General features: G+C 58.7%; 15 protein-coding genes and 3 tRNA genes. 8 read left to right on the top strand and 10 right to left on the bottom strand.

Features of this window, described 5'->3' with window-relative positions; all coding sequences use genetic code 11:
• Nucleotides 1-46: 46 nt before the first annotated feature.
• The gene (locus HNQ72_RS08125; RefSeq protein WP_373289333.1) at nucleotides 47-466 is read left to right on the top strand and encodes a DUF2155 domain-containing protein; all 420 of its coding nucleotides are present in this window, start codon (nucleotides 47-49) and stop codon (nucleotides 464-466) included.
• A 17-nt stretch (nucleotides 467-483) separates the two neighbouring features.
• Here HNQ72_RS08125 and aat read toward each other — a convergent pair whose 3' ends face one another.
• The 6 genes from aat to HNQ72_RS08095 form a co-directional block, all read right to left on the bottom strand.
• Entirely contained in the window at nucleotides 484-1,101 is a 618-nt protein-coding gene (aat, locus tag HNQ72_RS08120; RefSeq protein WP_183991458.1) for a leucyl/phenylalanyl-tRNA--protein transferase, read from the bottom strand.
• Between the two features lie 54 nt (nucleotides 1,102-1,155).
• Nucleotides 1,156-2,502, bottom strand: coding sequence for an acetyl-CoA carboxylase biotin carboxylase subunit (gene accC / locus HNQ72_RS08115; protein ID WP_183991456.1), 1,347 nt, complete (start codon nucleotides 2,500-2,502; stop codon nucleotides 1,156-1,158).
• Between the two features lie 10 nt (nucleotides 2,503-2,512).
• Nucleotides 2,513-2,980: an acetyl-CoA carboxylase biotin carboxyl carrier protein gene (accB, locus tag HNQ72_RS08110; RefSeq protein WP_183991454.1), complete on the bottom strand. Its 468-nt coding sequence runs from the start codon at nucleotides 2,978-2,980 to the stop codon at nucleotides 2,513-2,515.
• 29 nt (nucleotides 2,981-3,009) lie between these two features.
• The gene (gene aroQ / locus HNQ72_RS08105) at nucleotides 3,010-3,447 is read right to left on the bottom strand and encodes a type II 3-dehydroquinate dehydratase (protein ID WP_183991452.1); all 438 of its coding nucleotides are present in this window, start codon (nucleotides 3,445-3,447) and stop codon (nucleotides 3,010-3,012) included.
• Between the two features lie 143 nt (nucleotides 3,448-3,590).
• Nucleotides 3,591-4,349 carry a DsbA family protein gene (locus tag HNQ72_RS08100; protein ID WP_183991450.1) on the bottom strand — a complete coding sequence of 253 codons (759 nt, stop codon included), beginning with the start codon at nucleotides 4,347-4,349 and terminating at the stop codon, nucleotides 3,591-3,593.
• A gap of 282 nt (nucleotides 4,350-4,631) precedes the next feature.
• On the bottom strand, nucleotides 4,632-7,523 hold the full coding sequence (locus tag HNQ72_RS08095) for an Rne/Rng family ribonuclease (RefSeq protein ID WP_183991449.1): 2,892 nt from the start codon (nucleotides 7,521-7,523) through the stop codon (nucleotides 4,632-4,634).
• 629 nt (nucleotides 7,524-8,152) lie between these two features.
• On the opposite strand from HNQ72_RS08095, the gene HNQ72_RS08090 reads away from it, so the two are divergent.
• From HNQ72_RS08090 to prfB, 3 genes are all read left to right on the top strand, one after another.
• The gene (locus tag HNQ72_RS08090; protein WP_183993046.1) at nucleotides 8,153-9,388 is read left to right on the top strand and encodes an N-acetylmuramoyl-L-alanine amidase; all 1,236 of its coding nucleotides are present in this window, start codon (nucleotides 8,153-8,155) and stop codon (nucleotides 9,386-9,388) included.
• Between the two features lie 261 nt (nucleotides 9,389-9,649).
• Nucleotides 9,650-12,121 (top strand): penicillin-binding protein 1A, encoded by a 2,472-nt coding sequence (locus HNQ72_RS08085; protein WP_183991446.1) that lies wholly within the window; start codon nucleotides 9,650-9,652, stop codon nucleotides 12,119-12,121.
• Between the two features lie 109 nt (nucleotides 12,122-12,230).
• Nucleotides 12,231-13,362, top strand: a protein-coding gene (prfB, locus tag HNQ72_RS08080; RefSeq protein WP_183991445.1) for a peptide chain release factor 2 whose coding sequence is annotated in 2 segments (ribosomal slippage) — nucleotides 12,231-12,299 and nucleotides 12,301-13,362 — 1,131 coding nt in all. Because the reading frame shifts where the segments join, the coding sequence is not laid out codon by codon here.
• A gap of 95 nt (nucleotides 13,363-13,457) precedes the next feature.
• On the opposite strand, the gene HNQ72_RS08075 is transcribed toward prfB, so the two are convergent.
• Nucleotides 13,458-14,231: an NAD kinase gene (locus HNQ72_RS08075; protein WP_183991443.1), complete on the bottom strand. Its 774-nt coding sequence runs from the start codon at nucleotides 14,229-14,231 to the stop codon at nucleotides 13,458-13,460.
• 258 nt (nucleotides 14,232-14,489) lie between these two features.
• Here HNQ72_RS08075 and HNQ72_RS08070 point away from each other — a divergent pair.
• Nucleotides 14,490-14,565, top strand: a tRNA-Thr gene (locus tag HNQ72_RS08070).
• 58 nt (nucleotides 14,566-14,623) lie between these two features.
• On the opposite strand, the gene cysQ is transcribed toward HNQ72_RS08070, so the two are convergent.
• The 3 genes from cysQ to rlmB all read right to left on the bottom strand — a co-directional run bounded on the left by cysQ (nucleotide 14,624) and on the right by rlmB (nucleotide 17,111).
• On the bottom strand, nucleotides 14,624-15,442 hold the full coding sequence (gene cysQ / locus HNQ72_RS08065; RefSeq protein WP_210319545.1) for a 3'(2'),5'-bisphosphate nucleotidase CysQ: 819 nt from the start codon (nucleotides 15,440-15,442) through the stop codon (nucleotides 14,624-14,626).
• Nucleotides 15,443-15,557: 115 nt separating this feature from the next.
• Nucleotides 15,558-16,139 carry a DUF982 domain-containing protein gene (locus HNQ72_RS08060; RefSeq protein ID WP_183991441.1) on the bottom strand — a complete coding sequence of 194 codons (582 nt, stop codon included), beginning with the start codon at nucleotides 16,137-16,139 and terminating at the stop codon, nucleotides 15,558-15,560.
• Nucleotides 16,140-16,232: 93 nt separating this feature from the next.
• Entirely contained in the window at nucleotides 16,233-17,111 is an 879-nt protein-coding gene (gene rlmB, locus HNQ72_RS08055; protein ID WP_183991439.1) for a 23S rRNA (guanosine(2251)-2'-O)-methyltransferase RlmB, read from the bottom strand.
• A gap of 197 nt (nucleotides 17,112-17,308) precedes the next feature.
• Between rlmB and HNQ72_RS08050 the strand changes: the two genes are divergently transcribed.
• The 3 genes from HNQ72_RS08050 to HNQ72_RS08040 form a co-directional block, all read left to right on the top strand.
• Nucleotides 17,309-17,393, top strand: a tRNA-Tyr gene (locus HNQ72_RS08050).
• A 29-nt stretch (nucleotides 17,394-17,422) separates the two neighbouring features.
• Nucleotides 17,423-17,496 (top strand) — tRNA-Gly (locus HNQ72_RS08045).
• Between the two features lie 202 nt (nucleotides 17,497-17,698).
• Nucleotides 17,699-17,976: GTP-binding protein (locus tag HNQ72_RS08040; protein WP_246450301.1), on the top strand; the 278-nt coding region annotated here is incomplete at its 3' end.

Below are 17,976 nucleotides of genomic sequence, written 5' to 3'. Positions count from 1 at the left end.
CATCGACCGTCAAAGCGGCCGAGACGGGATGAAAATGACACGGACTATGCCTTTTCCACGCAAACTCATTCTCGGTGCGCTAATCGCGGTAGCACCGCTGCTTGCCTCGGAACAGGCTTTTGCTGCCCGGATTTCCAATCCGGTTGCCGTGTTTGCAGGCATCGACAAGATCACAGGTCGCATCACCACCTTCGACGTCTATGTCAACGAAACGGTGCAATACGGGGCGCTGCAGGTGACGCCCAAGGTCTGTTACTCACGCGACGACACCGAGGCACAGAAGATCGACGGCTTTATCGAAGTCGACGAGATCACCCTCGACCGCAAGATCCGCCGGATCTTTTCCGGCTGGATGTTCGCAGACAGCCCTGGCCTTAACGCCGTCGAGCACCCGATCTATGACGTCTGGCTGACCGGCTGCAAGCCGCAGTCCGATATTCCTGCGCCGGCAAAAGCCACCAATTGATCGATTGGAACATTCCCTCAGAAGGGCAGGTGCGGCCGGTCGACGGCGTCGCGCAGCAGGACTAGATACTCGTCTTTCGGGATATCGATCGCGCCGAATGTCTTCAGGTGGTCGGTGGTAAATTGCGTGTCGAGCAATCTGAAACCGTTCCGGTTCAGGCGTTCGACCAGATGCACGAGGCAGATCTTCGATGCGTCGGTTTTCCGGGAGAACATGCTTTCCCCGAAAAAGGCGGCCCCCAGAGACACTCCATAGAGACCGCCGACCAGAACACCGTCCTCCCAGGCTTCGACGCTGTGCGCGTGGCCCATGCGGTGAAGCTCGCCATAGAGCTGGCGGATGGTCGCATTGATCCAGGTGCTTGGGCGGTCGAGCGCCGATTGGGCGCACATGCCGATCACGTCTTCGAAGGCCGTGTCGAAACGGATTTCGAATGGTTGCCTACGGATGGTTTTTGTGAGGCTTTTCGAGATGTGGAAATCGTGGAGAGGGATGATGCCGCGCATCTCGGGCTCGACCCAGAAGATCTCCGGGTCATCGGCGGATTCCGCCATCGGGAAAAGGCCTATGGAATACGCTCGCAACAGAACGTCCGGTGTAATTGCCGGGTAATATCTGCCGCGCCGCCCTGCCATTTCGCTCCCTGAAGAATGTGCCCGGAACCTGTCTGCTCCGGGCACATAATATACCTAGCGTTGGTTGCCGCCAGCCAGATAGTTTTCCAGCCAGTGAATGTCGTAGTCCCCCTTCTGGATATCTGGATTGTCCACCAGATCCCGGAAGAGGGGCAGCGTCGTCTTGATGCCATCGACGACAAACTCGTCGAGCACGCGGCGCAGACGCCTCATGCATTCCTCACGGGTACGGCCATGCACGATCAGCTTGCCGATCAGGCTGTCGTAATAAGGCGGGATCTTGTAGCCGGCATATGCGCCCGAATCGACGCGAACACCGAGACCGCCCGGTACATGGAAATGCGTGATCGTGCCGGGCGACGGCACGAAGGTGCGCGCATCCTCGGCATTGATACGGCATTCGATCGCGTGGCCCTGGAACTGGATCTCATCCTGAGAAACGGAAAGTCCGTCGCCGGAAGCGACCCTGATCTGCTCGTGAACGAGATCGATATTGGTGATCGCTTCGGTGATCGGGTGTTCCACCTGCAGGCGGGTGTTCATTTCAATGAAATAGAACTCGCCGTTTTCGTAGAGGAATTCGATCGTACCGGCACCGCGATACTTCATCTTCTTCATCGCGTCGGCGCAGATCTGGCCGATGTTCATGCGCTGCTCGACCGTCAGGGCAGGGGAATTGGCTTCTTCCCAGACCTTCTGGTGACGGCGCTGCAGCGAGCAGTCGCGTTCGCCGAGGTGGATCGCATTGCCTTCGCCGTCACCGACCACCTGGATTTCGATGTGCCGCGGCTTGCCGAGGTACTTTTCCATGTAGACTGCGCCATTGCCGAAAGCATTGAGCGCTTCGGTGCGGGCGGTGTCGAACGCTTCCTGCAGGTCGGCTTCGGTCTTGGCGACCTTCATGCCGCGTCCGCCGCCGCCGGCGGTCGCCTTGATCAGGACCGGGAACCCGATGCTCTTGGCGATCTCCATGGCGTTTTCCGCCGTCACTTCGCCTTCAGAACCCGGAACGACCGGGATACCGAGTTCGACAGCCGTCTGCTTGGCGGTGATCTTGTCACCCATCAGGCGGATGTGCTCGGCGGTCGGGCCAATGAAGGTGATGCCATGCGCTTCGAGGATTTCCGCGAACTTGGCATTCTCCGACAGGAAGCCGTAGCCCGGATGCACGGCGTCAGCGCCGGTGATCTCGCAGGCTGCAACGATCTGGTGGATGTTGAGATAGCTCTCGCGCGACGGCGGAGGGCCGATGCACACGCTCTCGTCGGCGAGGCGGACATGCATGGCGTCCGCATCGGCCGTGGAATGCACGGCGACGGTTGCGATACCGAGTTCCTTGGCGGCTCTCAGTACACGCAGCGCGATCTCACCGCGATTGGCTATGAGGATCTTGGAAATCATGAAAAGCGCCTTACTCGACGATGACGAGCGGCTGACCGTATTCCACGGGCTGCGCGTCGTTGACCAGAATTTCAGTGACCTTGCCGGAGCGCGGCGCGGGGATCTGGTTCATGGTCTTCATCGCTTCGATGATGAGCAGCGTCTGGCCTTCCTTGACGGTCGCACCGACTTCGATGAATGCCTTGGCGCCCGGAGCAGGCGACAGGTAAGCCGTGCCGACCATCGGTGCTGTGACTGCATTCTTATTGTCGGCTGCTGCGACCGGCGCTGCTGCGGCCGGAGCGGCAGCAACGGCTGCTGCTGCAACCGGAGCGGCTGCCGCCATCGGAGCCTGTACGTACTGCGTTGCCGAAGCGCGCGAAACGCGGATGCGCAGATCGTCCTGCTCGACTTCGATCTCGGTGAGATCGGTATCGTTGAGGATGTCAGCGAGGTCGCGGATCAGTCCCTTGTCGATCCCGTTCTTCTTCTCAGACATGGCAAACCCTATTGTTCTGTTCTATCTTGTCAGGCGATTGTGTATTTCAAGGCATGGAGCGCCAGAATGTAGCTCGCCGTGCCGAAGCCGCAGATGACGCCCTTGGCAGCCGGCGCGATCATCGAGTGATGGCGAAACTCTTCCCGTGCATGAACATTCGAGATGTGCAGCTCGATGACCGGCACCGACACCGCCTTGATCGCATCGTGAAGCGCGATAGACGTGTGCGTATAGGCACCGGCATTGATGGCGACGCCGACGGCCTTGTCGCCGGCTTCGTGAATCCAGTCGATCAGCGTGCCCTCATGGTTGCTCTGTCGAAAATCGACATCGAAACCAAGATCGGCTCCCGCCGAAAGGCAAAGTTGCTTCACATCGTCAAGCGTCTGGCCACCATAGATGCCGGGTTCTCTTTTACCCAGCATGTTGAGGTTGGGGCCGTTGAGGACGAAAACCGTTTTGCTCATCACTTAGTCTTTTGTTCCATCCGAATTCAGCGGCCACCTATAGACCGGTAGGCCGGCAAGGGAAAGCCCCCGCCGCGCCGAAACGCCGCTGGTCCACTAATCGATTCGCAATTCGTCAAAGACAGTGGGAAGGCAGACCGGTCTCAGCAGCTTGCCTTGCCGCAGGAGCGGACATTGCCGACCTTTTCCTCTATCTGCTGCAGGCCTACAGCGCCGAACACCGCTTCATCGCCGACGACATAGGTCGGCGTGCCGGTAATTCCGATCGCGTTTGCCAGCTGGTAGGCCTGCCGAACGATGTCGTCATTTGGCTTCTCGGTCATCGTCTTGCGAATCCGGGCCTCATCGACGCCGAGTTCGGTCGCAACGGAAATCGCCGTTGCTTCGGAAGCATGCTCCTGGCCGACGAGAAGCTCGCGGTGGAATTCCGGATATTTTTCAGGTGCGAGAATGCGCACCGCATCGGCCACCTTATGCGCCGCCAGGGAATCCGGGCCGAGGATCGGAAATTCCTTCAGCACGAAACGGATATTCTTGTCCTTCTCAAGGATGTCGTCCATGTCGCTCATGGCCCGTTTGCAATAACCGCAATTGTAATCGAAGAATTCGACAACGGTGACATCACCCTTGGGGTTTCCAAGCACGATGTCATTGGGAGACGAGAAAATCTCGTCCTTGTTGGCGGCAACCGCCTTGGTCGACTGATCCGTCCGCTGCGCCTGCTGCTTCGCTTCCAATGCGTTCTGGACCTCGATCATAACTTCGGGGTTCTGGATCAGATATTCTCGGATGAACGCGCCCATTTCCTTCTTCTGGCTGTCGTCGAGCGCAAAAGCCGGTACTGCAGCGAGAGAAGCGGCAATCGCCGCTCCTGCGGCGAAGGTTTTGAACAGGCGCGTCATGAAATTCCTCTTGAAGCTAGGCACCACGAATCTCGTGCCGCCGGCGTAATTGTGCCGCAAGGCTAAGCCAGCCGGCGCATCCGGGAAATAGGAAATGTGCATTGCGGCATGAGCAAGGCTTCAATTCTCCGTATGGCGACTGCACGACGGAGATTTCGACAGGTAAAAACATACAGGAGCTTGCGGCTGTTTCCTAAACTGTTTTTCTAACGGCCGAGAATGGAAAGCCGAAAACAAAAATGGCCGCGTGAGCGGCCATTTTTCTATCAAGTCGGTTGCGGATCAGAAGAACCCGCGGCGTTGCCACCAGCCGGCCTTTTTCGGCTTGGCTTGGTCAGCGTCACCTTCCGGCGTTGAATTGCCTTCCGAGCTTTTCACGACAGCCTCGCTAGAGGATGAGATGTTGGAGGCGCGGTTCGCGCGGGCAGGCTTGGCGTCTTCATCTACTGCCGGCGTAGCTTCGACCGGTGCGGTCTCGGTTGCAGGCTCCTCGGCCTTGGTCTCGGCTGTCGGAGCGGCTTCCACCGTTTCGGCAACAACCTCTGCCGCCTCGGTCGCTGCGGCTGCCGCAGCAGCTTCGGCTTCGATGGCCTTCTTGCTACGACGTGCGCGCTTCGGCTTTGCCGGAGCTTCTGCCTCTACTACAACTTCTGCCGGTGCAGTTTCCGCAACTGCTTCTGCAGGTGCGGGGTCTACGGCTTCAATCGTAGCCTCGACCACTTCGGTTACCTCGGCAACAGCGCCGTCTTCGGCATCCGAATCGTCTTCCGCGCTCGTCTCTACACCGTCCTCGCCATTGCGATTGCGGCGACCGCCACGCTTGCCACGGCGACGGCGCTTGCGACGGCCATTTTCGTCCATCTCAGCATCGACCGAACCCTCGGAGGTTGCGGATACCTCGGCTGCATCGTCCTCGCTCTCGTCATCGCCATCCTCGGCGTCCTCGGAGATTTCCTCGATATTGCTGCCCTGTGCCTGGCTATCGCCGTTCTTTTCACCGTTGCGGTTGCGACGGCGGCGGCGGCGCTTGCGCTTGCGACCGTTCTGATCATCGCCCTCGGCGCGTTCCGGCTTGCTGACAGCCTTGGCCGGCTCGATATCGTTTTCTTCCTCGTCTTCCTCCATGTCGATGACGACATCATCGTCTTCCTCGACCGGGATCGCGGCAAACTGCATCAGGCTTTCAATCTTGATCGGATTTTCAACGGCTTCACCGCGATCGATCGCAAAATGGGTAGAGCCGATGCTGACGTCGGATTCGATGAAGATCGAAACACCGAAGCGGTTCTCGTAATCCACCACTGTGCCGCGCTTATGGTTCAGCAGGAAGAGCGCGATGTCCGGAGTGGTGCGCACGGTAATGTCATGCGTGGTGTTCTTCAGCAGGTACTCCTCGATGCCGCGCAGCACGTGCAGGGCAACGGAAGATTGCGAACGGACGTGGCCGGTTCCGCCGCAATGCGAGCAGATCTGTGTCGTCGATTCGAGAACCGAAGCGCGGATACGTTGACGCGACATCTCCAGAAGGCCGAAATGCGAGATACGGCCGACCTGGATGCGCGCACGATCGTTCTTCAGGCAATCCTTGAGCTTCTTCTCGACGGCGCGGTTATTGCGCTTTTCTTCCATGTCGATGAAGTCGATGACGATAAGGCCGGCAAGGTCACGCAGGCGAAGCTGGCGCGCAACTTCCTCAGCGGCTTCAAGGTTCGTCTGAAGTGCCGTGTCTTCGATCGAATGTTCGCGGGTCGAACGACCGGAGTTGACGTCGACAGCGACCAGAGCTTCAGTCTGGTTGATGATCAGGTAACCGCCGGACTTCAGCGTCACCTGCGGCTGCAGCATGCGATCGAGCTGCGCCTCGATACCGGAACGCGAGAAAATCGGGTGCAGGTCGCGGTAAGGCTGAACTACCTTGGCATGGCTCGGCATCAGCATCTTCATGAAGTCTTTCGCTTCACGATAGCCGTCTTCGCCGGACACGATGATCTCGCCGATATCCTTGTTGTAGAGATCGCGGATCGAGCGCTTGATCAGCGAACCTTCTTCATAGACGAGGCAAGGCGCGGTCGACTGTAGCGTCAGCGTGCGGACGTTTTCCCACAGGCGCATCAGGTATTCGAAGTCGCGCTTTACCTCGACGCGGGTGCGGTTGGCGCCGGCAGTACGCAGGATAACGCCCATGCCCTGCGGCACGTCGAGCTCCTTGGCGATTTCCTTGAGGCGCTTGCGGTCCTGCGGCTGGGTGATTTTGCGGGAAATACCACCGCCACGCGCAGTGTTCGGCATCAGAACCGAATAACGGCCGGCAAGCGACAGATAGGTGGTGAGAGCAGCGCCCTTGTTGCCGCGCTCTTCCTTGGCGACCTGAACGAGCAGGATCTGGCGGCGCTTGATGACTTCCTGAATACGGTACTGCTTGCGCGGCTTGCGGACGACGCGATCCGGAACCTCTTCCATGGCATCTTCTGCGCCGACGGATTCGATTACTTCCTTCTCGTGATTGTCGTCATCGTCGTCATCATCGTCGCTGTCGTGGCCGCGGCGGGCATCGACATCTTCGGAGATCGAATCGGTTTCAATCATCGCCGCCATGCTTTCCGGCGTCGAATCGTCGGCTTCATCGGAAGGCGTGGTTTCCGTTGCTTCGGCTACAGCTTCTTCCGGAGTTGCCTCCACGACCTTCTTGCGCGAGCGGGTGCGCTTCGGCTTGGCCTTCTTTTCAGGCTCGGCTTCTGCTGCAGCCTCGGCGACCGGAGCTTCCTTGGCTTCTACCGTTTCTGCAACCACCGGGGCTGCAGGAGTCGCAATGCCGACATCCGGCTGTTCTTCGTTGGCGAGATCCACGACCGGATCGGCAGCATCAGCTTCCGCGATCTTGCGCTGGTCTTCCGCTTCCTGCTGCATCAGAGCCTGACGGTCCGCGAGCGGAATCTGGTAGTAGTCCGGGTGGATTTCCGCGAAGGCCAGGAAGCCATGACGGTTGCCGCCGTAATCCACGAAAGCCGCCTGAAGCGAAGGTTCGACGCGCGTTACCTTGGCGAGGTAAATATTGCCCCGGATCTGCTTCTTGTGCTGTGATTCGAAATCGAATTCTTCGATGCGGTTGCCGCGTACAACGACTACGCGCGTCTCCTCTTCGTGAGACGCGTCGATAAGCATTTTGTCTGCCATTGAAATTCTGCTCCTCGGCGCCGCCGTACAAATGCACGAAAGCCTGCCGCGAGGACAGGCTCGTTATGCACAACGGTCATTACGCCGGATAAGGGTGATCCCGCGGGGTCAAGGCGAGACGGCAAGCGGAGAGGCAGCGAAGCCGTGGGCTTCTTCCTTCTTTCCGAGACTTGAAAAATTTGCCGCAACATTAAGGACCAAGCGAGAATGACGATAACTGAACCCTTGCGGGTCCGATGGGGTGCTCCGTGCGAGCGGTGGGTGGCGTGCCACCCGGCATTTTTCCGGCCGTAGCCGGAGTGATCGGTTACGCAAGGCCAAGAGTTGCGACGGCGGATGTTTACCGGTACTTGGCGCCAGTCCTTTAAGGCTGGCAAGCCCATCGGCAGACTATCCCGTCAACCCTCTAACCTCACTGGCTTTGTATGGTTTATCTGTCACAATAGCAAGGGAAAAGCCGTATCCGCCATATTGTGGATGGATTTAGCGGCCTTATCGAAAGTGGTGTTGCAACGTCGATTCTGAGGCTTTGTAACAGAAATGCCTGAAATGCAGGCCTTTCATGCGCGGACGGGCGCTGCATGGAGGATAAAGAGGCGGGATGCGGCTTGAAATTGAATGAAGTGTTGATGATCGGCAAGGCGATCCGGATGCCTGTTGCGGCGAAAAAACTGCGAATCGTCAGCCGAATCGGTCTTCTGGCAGTTCTGGCTCTGCTCACGGTCTCGACCGCTTCCTATGCATCTCAGCAACCCATACTTGCATTTTCGGCAAGGGTCGCCGGCGATGATGCCCGTACCCGCGTCGTCATCGATTTCGAACAGAAACCTGAATTCGTCATCCACTATGTCGATAGTCCCGAGCGGATAATCGTCGATCTCTCCGCGTCCGCCTTCGGCTTTCCTGCCGCAGATCTCGCTCCACGCGGTCTGTTCAAGGATATCCGTTACGGCACGATGGGTAGCGACAGCGCCCGCATGGTATTCACCGTCAATCGGCCAGTGAAGCTGGTAATGGCGGAAGTGCAGAAGAATGAGGATAGGGGCTTTCGCCTCGTGCTGGATGCCGAGATGACCAGCAAGGAACAGTTTGCCGAAATCCTCAAGTCGCAGGACTGGAATACCTCTGCTGCCGTCCCGCCACAGGATGTCGGGCCGGTGGTCGAGGATGGGGTCTTTACCGTTGCGGTCGATGCCGGGCATGGCGGTATCGATGCCGGTGCGAGCGGTGCGACGACGAAGACGCCGGAAAAGACGGTGACGCTGGATTTTGCCCGTTTGCTTGCCGAGCGTCTGAACAAGGTCGAGGGCATGAAGGCTTTCCTGACCCGTGAGGACGACACCTTCCTGTCATTGTCGCAGCGCGTCACCATTGCCCGGCAGAAACACGCCGATCTCTTCATATCTCTCCATGCCGACACCCTGGCGCAGAAGGATATTCGCGGCGCGACCATCTATACGCTTTCCGACAAGGCTTCGGACCGTATGGCTGAAAATCTGGCTGTCCGCGAAAACCTTTCCGACCAGTTGGCCGGTTTCAGTATCGAGAGCGGCCCGCCGGAAGTTGCCGACATCCTGCTCGACCTGACGCGTCGCGAAACCCAGGCATTCTCGGTCGCGCTCGCCGATAACGTGGTGAAATCCTTCGAGGGACAGGTCGGCCTGATCAACAATCCGCACCGGCAAGCCAACTTTCAGGTCCTGCGCGCGCCGGACATTCCGTCCGTCCTTCTGGAAATGGGCTTCCTCTCCAATCCTGAGGACGAGAAGCTTCTGCTCGATGAAGCCTGGAGAGCCAAGGTGGCGGGACTTGTTGCCAATGCCGTCGACCGTTACCGCCGCCGTTCCGTCGCGAATGGCGGGTGAGGGCAGGGACAAGCGACGTGGCTGCGATGCCACATCGGTCCAGCGATTGCCTTGAAGCATTGCGAAGATACGGAATTACCTGTGAAAAGCCCTACTTTCCTCACATTCGAAGAGCAGGTCGCGGTAATGGATTTCGTACGGTCTCCGGTTTCGCGGAGTTGATCCGGTCTCCCTTGCACTGACGTAAACGTCGTGCAAAAGGCCTGTTGGCGTGCGATGGTGCTTTTCGCGCCGAGAAAAAAGCTGAACGGTAGCTCAGATATGATCAGACTGATTGGATATTTCTTTGGAATGGCCTGCGTGCTCTTTTTGGGCGTTGCCGCGGCTGCTGCCATCTATTTGACTGGCATGACCAAGGATTTGCCTGACTACGAAGTGCTGGCTTCTTACGAGCCGCCGGTCGCGACGCGCATTCATGCCGGTAACGGCGCGCTGATGTCGGAATATGCCCGCGAGCGCCGTCTGTTCCTGCCGATCCAGGCCATTCCCGATCGCGTCAAGGCGGCGTTCCTTTCCGCTGAAGACAAGAATTTCTACAACCATCCGGGCGTCGATCCCTTCGGTCTTGCCCGCGCTGTGTTGAACAACCTGCAGAATATCGGTTCCGGCCGTCGCCCTGAAGGCGCCTCGACCATCACGCAGCAGGTGGCAAAGAACTTCCTGCTTTCCGCCGACCAGACGATGGACCGCAAGATCAAGGAAGCGATCCTGTCCTTCCGCATTGAACAGGCCTATTCCAAGGACAAGATCCTCGAGCTTTACCTCAACGAGATCTTTTTCGGCTTGAACGCCTATGGCATCGCCGGTGCGGCGCTCACCTATTTCGACAAGTCGGTGACCGAACTGACGACGGCGGAAGCTGCCTATCTCGCAGCCCTGCCTAAGGGCCCGAACAATTATCATCCGTTCCGCCATGAACAGGCGGCACTCGAGCGCCGTAACTGGGTTATCGATCGCATGGCCGAGAATGGCTACATCACCCAGGTGGATGCCGATGAAGCCAAGACCCAGCCGCTCGGCGTCAAGCCGCGTCGCGGCTCCGGCAGCGTTATGGCGTCGGAATACTTCTCCGAAGCCGTCCGTCGTCAGCTCATCGAGCGTTACGGTGACAAGGCGCTTTACGAAGGTGGGCTTTCCGTGCGCACGTCGCTGGATCCCGATCTCCAGGTCATCGCCAGCCGCGTGATGCAGAACGCTCTTGTGGATTACGATGAGCGCCGGGGTTTCCACGGCGCGCTTGCCTCGATCGAAACTTCGCCCGACTGGGCCCTGTCGCTTGGCAAGCTTCTCTCGGAAAACAAGATTCCCGAGCTGCGCGACGTGCCCGAATGGACGATTGCCGTCGTGCTCAACGCTTCCGCACATGAAGTGGAAATCGGCCTGGAATCTCAGAATGGCAGCAAGACGGATCCGGAGCGCAATACCGGTACGATCGCTGCCGACGACATGAAATGGGCTTACCGGGATGCCGCCAACGAACGCAAGACGGCAAAAGGCCCCGATGGCGTGCTGAAGGCCGGCGACGTGATCTATGTCGAGCCGTTGAAGGCTGGTGGCAACGCCTATCGCCTGCGCCAGCCTCCGAAGGTTCAGGGCGGTTTCGTTGCCATGGACCCAAATACCGGCCGCGTTCTGGCCATGGTCGGCGGCTTCTCCTATTCGCAGTCGGAGTTCAACCGCGCCACGCAGGCCATGCGTCAGCCCGGTTCGTCCTTCAAGCCATTTGTCTACGCAGCGGCACTCGACAACGGCTATACGCCGGCATCCGTCGTCCTCGATGCGCCGATCGAAATCGTTTCCGGCAACCAGGTTTGGCGTCCGTCCAACTATGGTGAAGAGGATGGCACCGGCCCGGCGACGCTGCGCACCGGTATCGAAAAATCCCGTAACCAGATGACCGTGCGTCTTGCGCAGGACATGGGCATGGATCTCGTGGCCGAATATGCCGAGCGTTTCGGCATCTACGACAAGATGCAGCCCTATCTGCCGATGGCTCTCGGTTCCGGTGAAACGACGGTCATGCGCATGGTCTCGGCCTATGCCGTCATCGCCAATGGCGGCAAGCAGATCAAGCCGACTGTCATCGACCGTATTCAGGACCGTTACGGCAAGACGATCTTCCGCCACGAGGAGCGTGGTTGCGAAGCCTGCAATGCCAGCGGATGGGCAAACCAGGAAGAACCGGTCCTGGTCGACAATCGCGAGCAGGTTCTCGACCCGATGACCGCCTACCAGATCACCTCGATGATGGAAGGCGTCGTCCAGCGCGGCAGCGCTGCGGGCAAAATCCCGGTCAAGGATCGTTCGGTTGCTGGCAAGACGGGTACCACCAACGATGCGAAGGACACTTGGTTCGTCGGCTTCACGCCCAACATCGTCGCAGGTCTTTATCTCGGTTTTGACACGCCAGCTCCGCTTGGAGCCCGTGCGACCGGCGGTGGCCTGGCCGCGCCGATCTTCGGGACGTTCCTGGAGCAGGCGGCAAAGCTTATGCCAGCCGAAAAATTCCAGGTTCCGGATGGCATGAAGTTCATAGCGGTCAACCGCAAGACCGGCATGATGGCCTTTGACGGCGAGCCCGACACGATTGTCGAAGCCTTCAAGCCTGGCACCGGCCCGGCCGATGTCTTCCAGGTCATCGGCGAGGGCGAATATATGAGCCAGGAGCAAATTCTGGATTCGTCGCCTCAGGCCCAGCAGGCCATCACCTCCGGTGCCTCGGGTCTCTACTGACCTGGTCTGAGTGCTCGGCGGCCGGGGCGGCCTTTACATCCGGCCCCGGCGCAACTATGTCCCACCGCATCTTAATCCCTCAGAGATCACAGAGAGAGAAGAATACGCCATGCGCGCGGAAATGCTGAATGTCGTCGACGAAATCAAGCAGGCCATAAGCCTGCTGAGGAGGCATCTTTGACTGGGACCAGGCTGTAAGAAGACTGGACTGGTTGAACAACAAGGCAGAGGATCCGACCCTCTGGAACGATGCACAGGAAGCCCAGAAGCTGATGCGCGAGCGTCAGCAGCTCGACGAAGCGTTGAGCGGCGTCAGGTCGATGGAGCAGCAGCTTGCCGACAACATCGAGCTTATCGAGCTTGGTGAAGAGGAAGGCGATGAAGACATCATCAAGGATGCCGAGGCGGCTCTGAAGGCGTTGAAGACCGAAGCCTCACGCCGTCAGGTGGAAGCCATGCTTTCTGGCGAGGCCGATGCCAACGACACCTATGTCGAAGTGCATTCCGGCGCCGGCGGCACCGAGAGCCAGGACTGGGCGAACATGCTTTTGCGCATGTACACGCGCTGGGCCGAACGCTCGGGCTACAAGGTCGAGCTGCTCGAAGTGCATGACGGTGAAGAAGCCGGCATCAAGTCAGCAACCATTCTCGTCAAGGGACACAATGCCTTCGGATGGATGAAGACCGAATCGGGTGTTCACCGTCTCGTCCGTATTTCTCCTTACGATTCGAATGCGCGGCGGCACACGTCCTTCTCGTCGATCTGGGTCTATCCGGTGGTCGACGACTCGATCAACATCGAGATCAACGAAAGCGATTGCCGCATCGATACCTATCGTTCTTCGGGTGCCGGTGGTCAGCACGTCAACACCACGGACTCGGCCGTGCGTATCACCCATATCCCGACCGGCATCGTGGTCGCCTGCCAGCAGGAACGCTCGCAGCACAAGAACCGCGCGAAGGCGTGGGAAATGCTGCGCGCCCGCATGTATGAAGCCGAATTGATGAAGCGTGAAGAGGCAGCCAATGCCGAAGCCGCGTCCAAGAGCGATATCGGCTGGGGTCACCAGATCCGTTCCTACGTTCTGCAGCCCTACCAGCTGGTCAAGGATCTGCGCACCGGCGTTTCCTCGACGGCGCCGGACGACGTGCTCGATGGTGACCTGAACGAATTCATGGAAGCGGCCCTCGCACATCGCATCAGCGGCAAGCCGGATGTCGATGTCGCCGACGTCGACTGATCAGCATTCAAATGAACGGAAAAAAGCCGGGCGAAAGTCCGGCTTTTTTGTTGGTTCGGGGATGTAGCGGCATCGTTTGCGAACGGCGAAACGAATCAGTTGCTGAACTGCTCCGCCAGAATGCGGTCGGACCAGGAATGATCGGGATCGGAGAGAATGCGTGCGGTTAGTTTGGTCGACTGGGCAATGCGCACATGCAGTACCGACTTGACCTCGGCATTGTCGGCAACCGCGTTCACGGGGCGTTTCTCCGGCTCGAGAATGCTGATGTCGACGCAGACATGATTGGGCAGAAGCGCGCCGCGCCAGCGCCGCGGCCGATAGGGCGAAACCGGCGTCATTGCCAGAAGCGGCGCTTCGAGTGGCAGGATCGGCCCGTGGGCGGATAGATTATAGGCCGTCGACCCCGCAGGTGTGGCGACCATCACGCCGTCGCAGATCAGTTCGTCGAGCCTGACGCGGCTATCGACCTCGACCTTGAGCTTGGCTGCCTGATAGGACTGGCGGAACAGGTAGACTTCGTTGATGGCAAGCGCCGTGGAGATCGCGCCGTCCGTATCCGTCGCGGTCATTTGCAGAGGGTGAAATTCGTTCTCGACTGCAACAGAGATCCGCTCCGGAAGATTTTCGACGCGATAATCGTTCATCAGAAAGCCGACTGATCCGCGGTTCATGCCATAGACGCGCGGCCCGGACGTGATCGTTTCATGCAGTGTCTGCAGCATGAAGCCGTCGCCACCGAGTGCCACGATAACATCGGCCTCGCCAACCGGCCGATTGCCGTAAAGCCGGGAGAGCTCCTCCAGCGCCGCTTGCGCCTCGGCTGCCGGGGACGCGATAAAGGATAACTTCTCGCAATGAATGGGCATGAAAAGGCGGACCTTTGAAACGTCGCCCTGAATGAAGCCCCTTGGGGCCGCCCTCAATGGCGTTGGCTGAATTTGTCGATCGCCCGAGGATCAACAGCCTCTGGCACAGCAGTGGTACAGGAAAAGACGGCAGCCCGACAAGCGCTCTGGCCCCTGCCAACCGTCCTTCCCGGTTGAAGATACTGGACAAATCTGTTCCGCTGCGACGTTTTCGCTTTACAGCAGAATAAAATATGGTAACTCCCGCATCTAACGGATGCCCTTGTAGCTCAGTTGGTAGAGCACCTGATTTGTAATCAGGGGGTCGCGGGTTCGAACCCTGCCGGGGGCACCACTTTTTTCCTTTTTTCAAATATTGATAAATTGCATAGACCTTAGGCCGGCTAAGGCGTCTATGTGCCGCCGCACCTCGCCACGAAATCCGGGTTGGCGAAATCCGAGCATCCCTCGCGTCCCGTCTTGCCGTAAACCAGTGGCTGTCCCGCAAGATCGACCGTAATGCCGCCAGCGGCTCTCAGTACCGCATCGCCTGCTGCCGTGTCCCATTCCATGGTTCGGCCGAAGCGGGGATAAATATCGGCAGCACCTTCTGCAATCAGGCAGAATTTCAGTGATGAACCGACGGTTCTGATTTCCTTCGCGCCACAGCGATTGAGAAAATCGTCGGTCTGGGCGCAACGATGGGAGCGGCTCGCCACGGCTATGTTCGGAACGGGCGTCGTGCGGGCGCGCATCGGTTCACGGCGGGAGATGCGAAACTCCTCATCGACCCAAAGCTTTTCGGCGCCTTCCGGGTGGCCCACATAGGCGATCTCGAGTGCCGGCGCATAGACGAAGCCGATAACGGGAGCGCCATTCTCGATCAGGGCGATATTGACGGTGAAATCGGGATGCCCGTTGATGAATTCCTTCGTTCCGTCGAGCGGATCGACGAGGATGAAGGCCTTGCTCGCAATATCCGGAATGTGGCCCGCCGCAGCCTGCTCTTCCGCAACGATCGGAATGCCGGCACAGCTTTTATGCAGTTCCGACAGAATGACAGCCTCAGCCTGCTCGTCCGCTTCGGTCACTGGCGAGGCATCCGCCTTGTAGCGCGCATGCGCTCCGGCCCGGTGGATGGCAAGAATTGGCCGGCCGGCTGCAAGTGCGGCCTTTTCAAAGACGGCGGCTATTGATTTCCACGATGAGGATTTGGGTTGGCTGATCGTCATGATCACATCCCATGCCACGATTTTGCGGGCGAGGGGAGTCTGAAGGCTGGCTATTTGCCTTCGGCTGCTGACCGCGTCACTGTTCTATCTGGTCAGCCGGAAGTGGCTGGTGGGTTTATTGCGGCTGCCGATTCGTGCGTCGTGCCGTGCCAAAACCGAGTGGCATGAAGATCGATCGCCCGATTTCCATTCCGATCAGCCCGAGCAGCTGAAGAAGTCGCGCCAGGAGATCCCTGAGACGGGGACGTCGGCTTTCCGGCGCTAAAATTGACGGTTGGCTGTTGGCGACCGTGCAGAGTTCCGGTTGATGGATTTCGTTCAGTACCGCGGTGGCATGCCTGTCGATGGTTGCCGTTGCGCGCTTTCTTATTAGCTCGGCCAGCCCGAGTGCGGGCCGGGTATTCTCCACCGGCCGCGGAGTGAAATCCCATCGGTCGCCCAGAAAGGTCTCAGGTTCGATCCGATAACCGGCCTCGAGCGCCGCTTCTATGAAATTGACGCGGGCAAGTCCCGCATCTGCCTGGCCCATCAAAACGTCGCGGCAGCAAAGGACGGCCGCTATATGGGCGTCCGTCCGTTTCTTCGGCCATGCGCCGATCAGCATCAGCGCGGCATCAAGTGTGCCGATGACGATCACCGCTCCCGGCCGGCCATACATCTCTATCACGACGGGATTTTTCCATGCTCCTGTTTCCATGTGCATCTCCCCAACTCTGTATTAGGAGGTGATCACGGATAGCTTGCGCGAGGATGGATTAATCAGTGATTGCTAATGTTTCTGCGTGGGCGGTTATGCCTTCGCTAGGTGCAGACGCGTTGCATAAAGAGCGATTGCTGCCGCATTGGAGACGTTGAGCGACTTGATCGCGCCGGGCATGTCCAGGCGGGCAAGTGCCGAAACCGTTTCCCGCGTCTTTTGCCGAATGCCCTTGCCTTCGGATCCGAGCACCAGAGCGACCTTTTCGCCGGCAAGCGTTTCTTCCAGCGGTGCCGGCCCTTCCGAATCAAGGCCGATCGTCCGGAATCCCAGCTTGTGCAGCTCGTTTAGCGCGTCGGCGAGATTGGTGATCTGGATGTAGGGGATCAGTTCCAGCGCACCTGATGCAGATTTGGCAAGCACACCGGATTCCGTCGGGCTGTGTCTCTGGGTGGTGATAACGGCGCCTGCGCCGAATGCCACGGCAGACCGCATGATAGCGCCGACATTGTGCGGATCGGTCACCTGGTCGAGCACGAGAAGGAGAGGGCTCTCCTTTAGGGCATCGAGCCGGCGAACCGGCAGCGGCCGTGTCTCGAGCATCACGCCCTGATGGATCGCCTCGGGGCCGAGCACCTTGTCGATATCCTGAGGCGATACAAATTCCACCGGGAAAGGCTGGGCGGTGGAATCACCGATATCCAGACGCACGAACGCGTTCTGGGTCACCGTCAGCTTGATCAGCTTGCGCTCTGGATTGTCCAGCGCGGCGCGCACGGTATGCAGGCCATACAGTAATACCTGATCCTGCTGCAGCTGTGGCGGGGTCCAGTCCTTGTTGGACTTAGGTCGCCTCTGTTGCTGCGGCGTCGGGATTTCGCCACGTTCACGCTTCTGGTCGCGCACCGCACGGCGCAGCGTCGCGTAATGGGTGTCGCGGGCGGATTTGTCTTTGGGGTCTTTTGTGCTCATGCCGCCTTATATAGGCGCGCATCTGTCCGGCAAAGCCTTTCCACAGGGGGCTCGGTGGACAACGTAATTTTTTCGTCATTTTTTCAATAAGGTCGTGTTGACAGAAGGAAACGAGCCGGTCATATAGCCGCCACAGACGACGGGGCGACACGCTACCGGGTCTGACGAACTTGGTCTCACGATCCAGACGGAATACTGGAGGGATGCCCGAGTGGTTAAAGGGGACGGACTGTAAATCCGTTGGCTCAGCCTACGTTGGTTCAAATCCAACTCCCTCCACCATTCTGTTTCCGGATCGGACCAAACATACCGCGGGTATAGCTCAATGGTAGAGCAGCAGCCTTCCAAGCTGAATACGCGGGTTCGATTCCCGCTACCCGCTCCAAATCATCTCCACAGCATTGGCAGTTAGCGTTCGAAAAGTCGACGATTGGCGTTGATTTTCCGCCATTCTTGCCGCGATTCGTCGCCCGCGCCCTTGTACTTTGGCCTGCCGTAATTATGTCTTGCGCATTCTAGTGGAAAGCCTTAAACGGCTGCACCAAACCCGGTTCCGGGTCCACCTCTATGTTCACAGGAAGCATTCAATGGCAAAGAGCAAGTTTGAGCGCAATAAGCCTCACGTCAACATCGGCACGATCGGTCACGTTGACCACGGCAAGACGTCTTTGACGGCTGCGATCACGAAGTTTTTCGGTGAATTCAAGGCGTATGACCAGATCGACGCAGCACCGGAAGAGAAGGCCCGTGGTATCACCATTTCGACGGCGCACGTTGAATATGAGACCCCGAACCGTCACTACGCTCACGTTGACTGCCCCGGCCACGCCGACTACGTCAAGAACATGATCACCGGTGCCGCACA

The sequence above is a fragment of the Aliirhizobium wenxiniae genome, from assembly GCF_014201355.1.
GTDB lineage: Bacteria > Pseudomonadota > Alphaproteobacteria > Rhizobiales > Rhizobiaceae > Neorhizobium > Neorhizobium wenxiniae.
This window is presented reverse-complemented; position numbering and strand designations above follow the sequence as displayed.

What these genes read in the sequence shown, in the direction of transcription:
- HNQ72_RS08125 (WP_373289333.1), top strand. Translation starts at nt 47, where the DNA reads ATGCCTTTTCCACGCAAACTCATTCTCGGTGCGCTAATCGCGGTAGCA.
- aat (WP_183991458.1), bottom strand. Translation starts at nt 1,101, where the DNA reads ATGGCAGGGCGGCGCGGCAGATATTACCCGGCAATTACACCGGACGTT.
- accC (WP_183991456.1), bottom strand. Translation starts at nt 2,502, where the DNA reads ATGATTTCCAAGATCCTCATAGCCAATCGCGGTGAGATCGCGCTGCGT.
- accB (WP_183991454.1), bottom strand. Translation starts at nt 2,980, where the DNA reads ATGTCTGAGAAGAAGAACGGGATCGACAAGGGACTGATCCGCGACCTC.
- aroQ (WP_183991452.1), bottom strand. Translation starts at nt 3,447, where the DNA reads ATGAGCAAAACGGTTTTCGTCCTCAACGGCCCCAACCTCAACATGCTG.
- HNQ72_RS08100 (WP_183991450.1), bottom strand. Translation starts at nt 4,349, where the DNA reads ATGACGCGCCTGTTCAAAACCTTCGCCGCAGGAGCGGCGATTGCCGCT.
- HNQ72_RS08095 (WP_183991449.1), bottom strand. Translation starts at nt 7,523, where the DNA reads ATGGCAGACAAAATGCTTATCGACGCGTCTCACGAAGAGGAGACGCGC.
- HNQ72_RS08090 (WP_183993046.1), top strand. Translation starts at nt 8,153, where the DNA reads ATGATCGGCAAGGCGATCCGGATGCCTGTTGCGGCGAAAAAACTGCGA.
- HNQ72_RS08085 (WP_183991446.1), top strand. Translation starts at nt 9,650, where the DNA reads ATGATCAGACTGATTGGATATTTCTTTGGAATGGCCTGCGTGCTCTTT.
- HNQ72_RS08075 (WP_183991443.1), bottom strand. Translation starts at nt 14,231, where the DNA reads ATGCCCATTCATTGCGAGAAGTTATCCTTTATCGCGTCCCCGGCAGCC.
- cysQ (WP_210319545.1), bottom strand. Translation starts at nt 15,442, where the DNA reads ATGACGATCAGCCAACCCAAATCCTCATCGTGGAAATCAATAGCCGCC.
- HNQ72_RS08060 (WP_183991441.1), bottom strand. Translation starts at nt 16,139, where the DNA reads ATGGAAACAGGAGCATGGAAAAATCCCGTCGTGATAGAGATGTATGGC.
- rlmB (WP_183991439.1), bottom strand. Translation starts at nt 17,111, where the DNA reads ATGAGCACAAAAGACCCCAAAGACAAATCCGCCCGCGACACCCATTAC.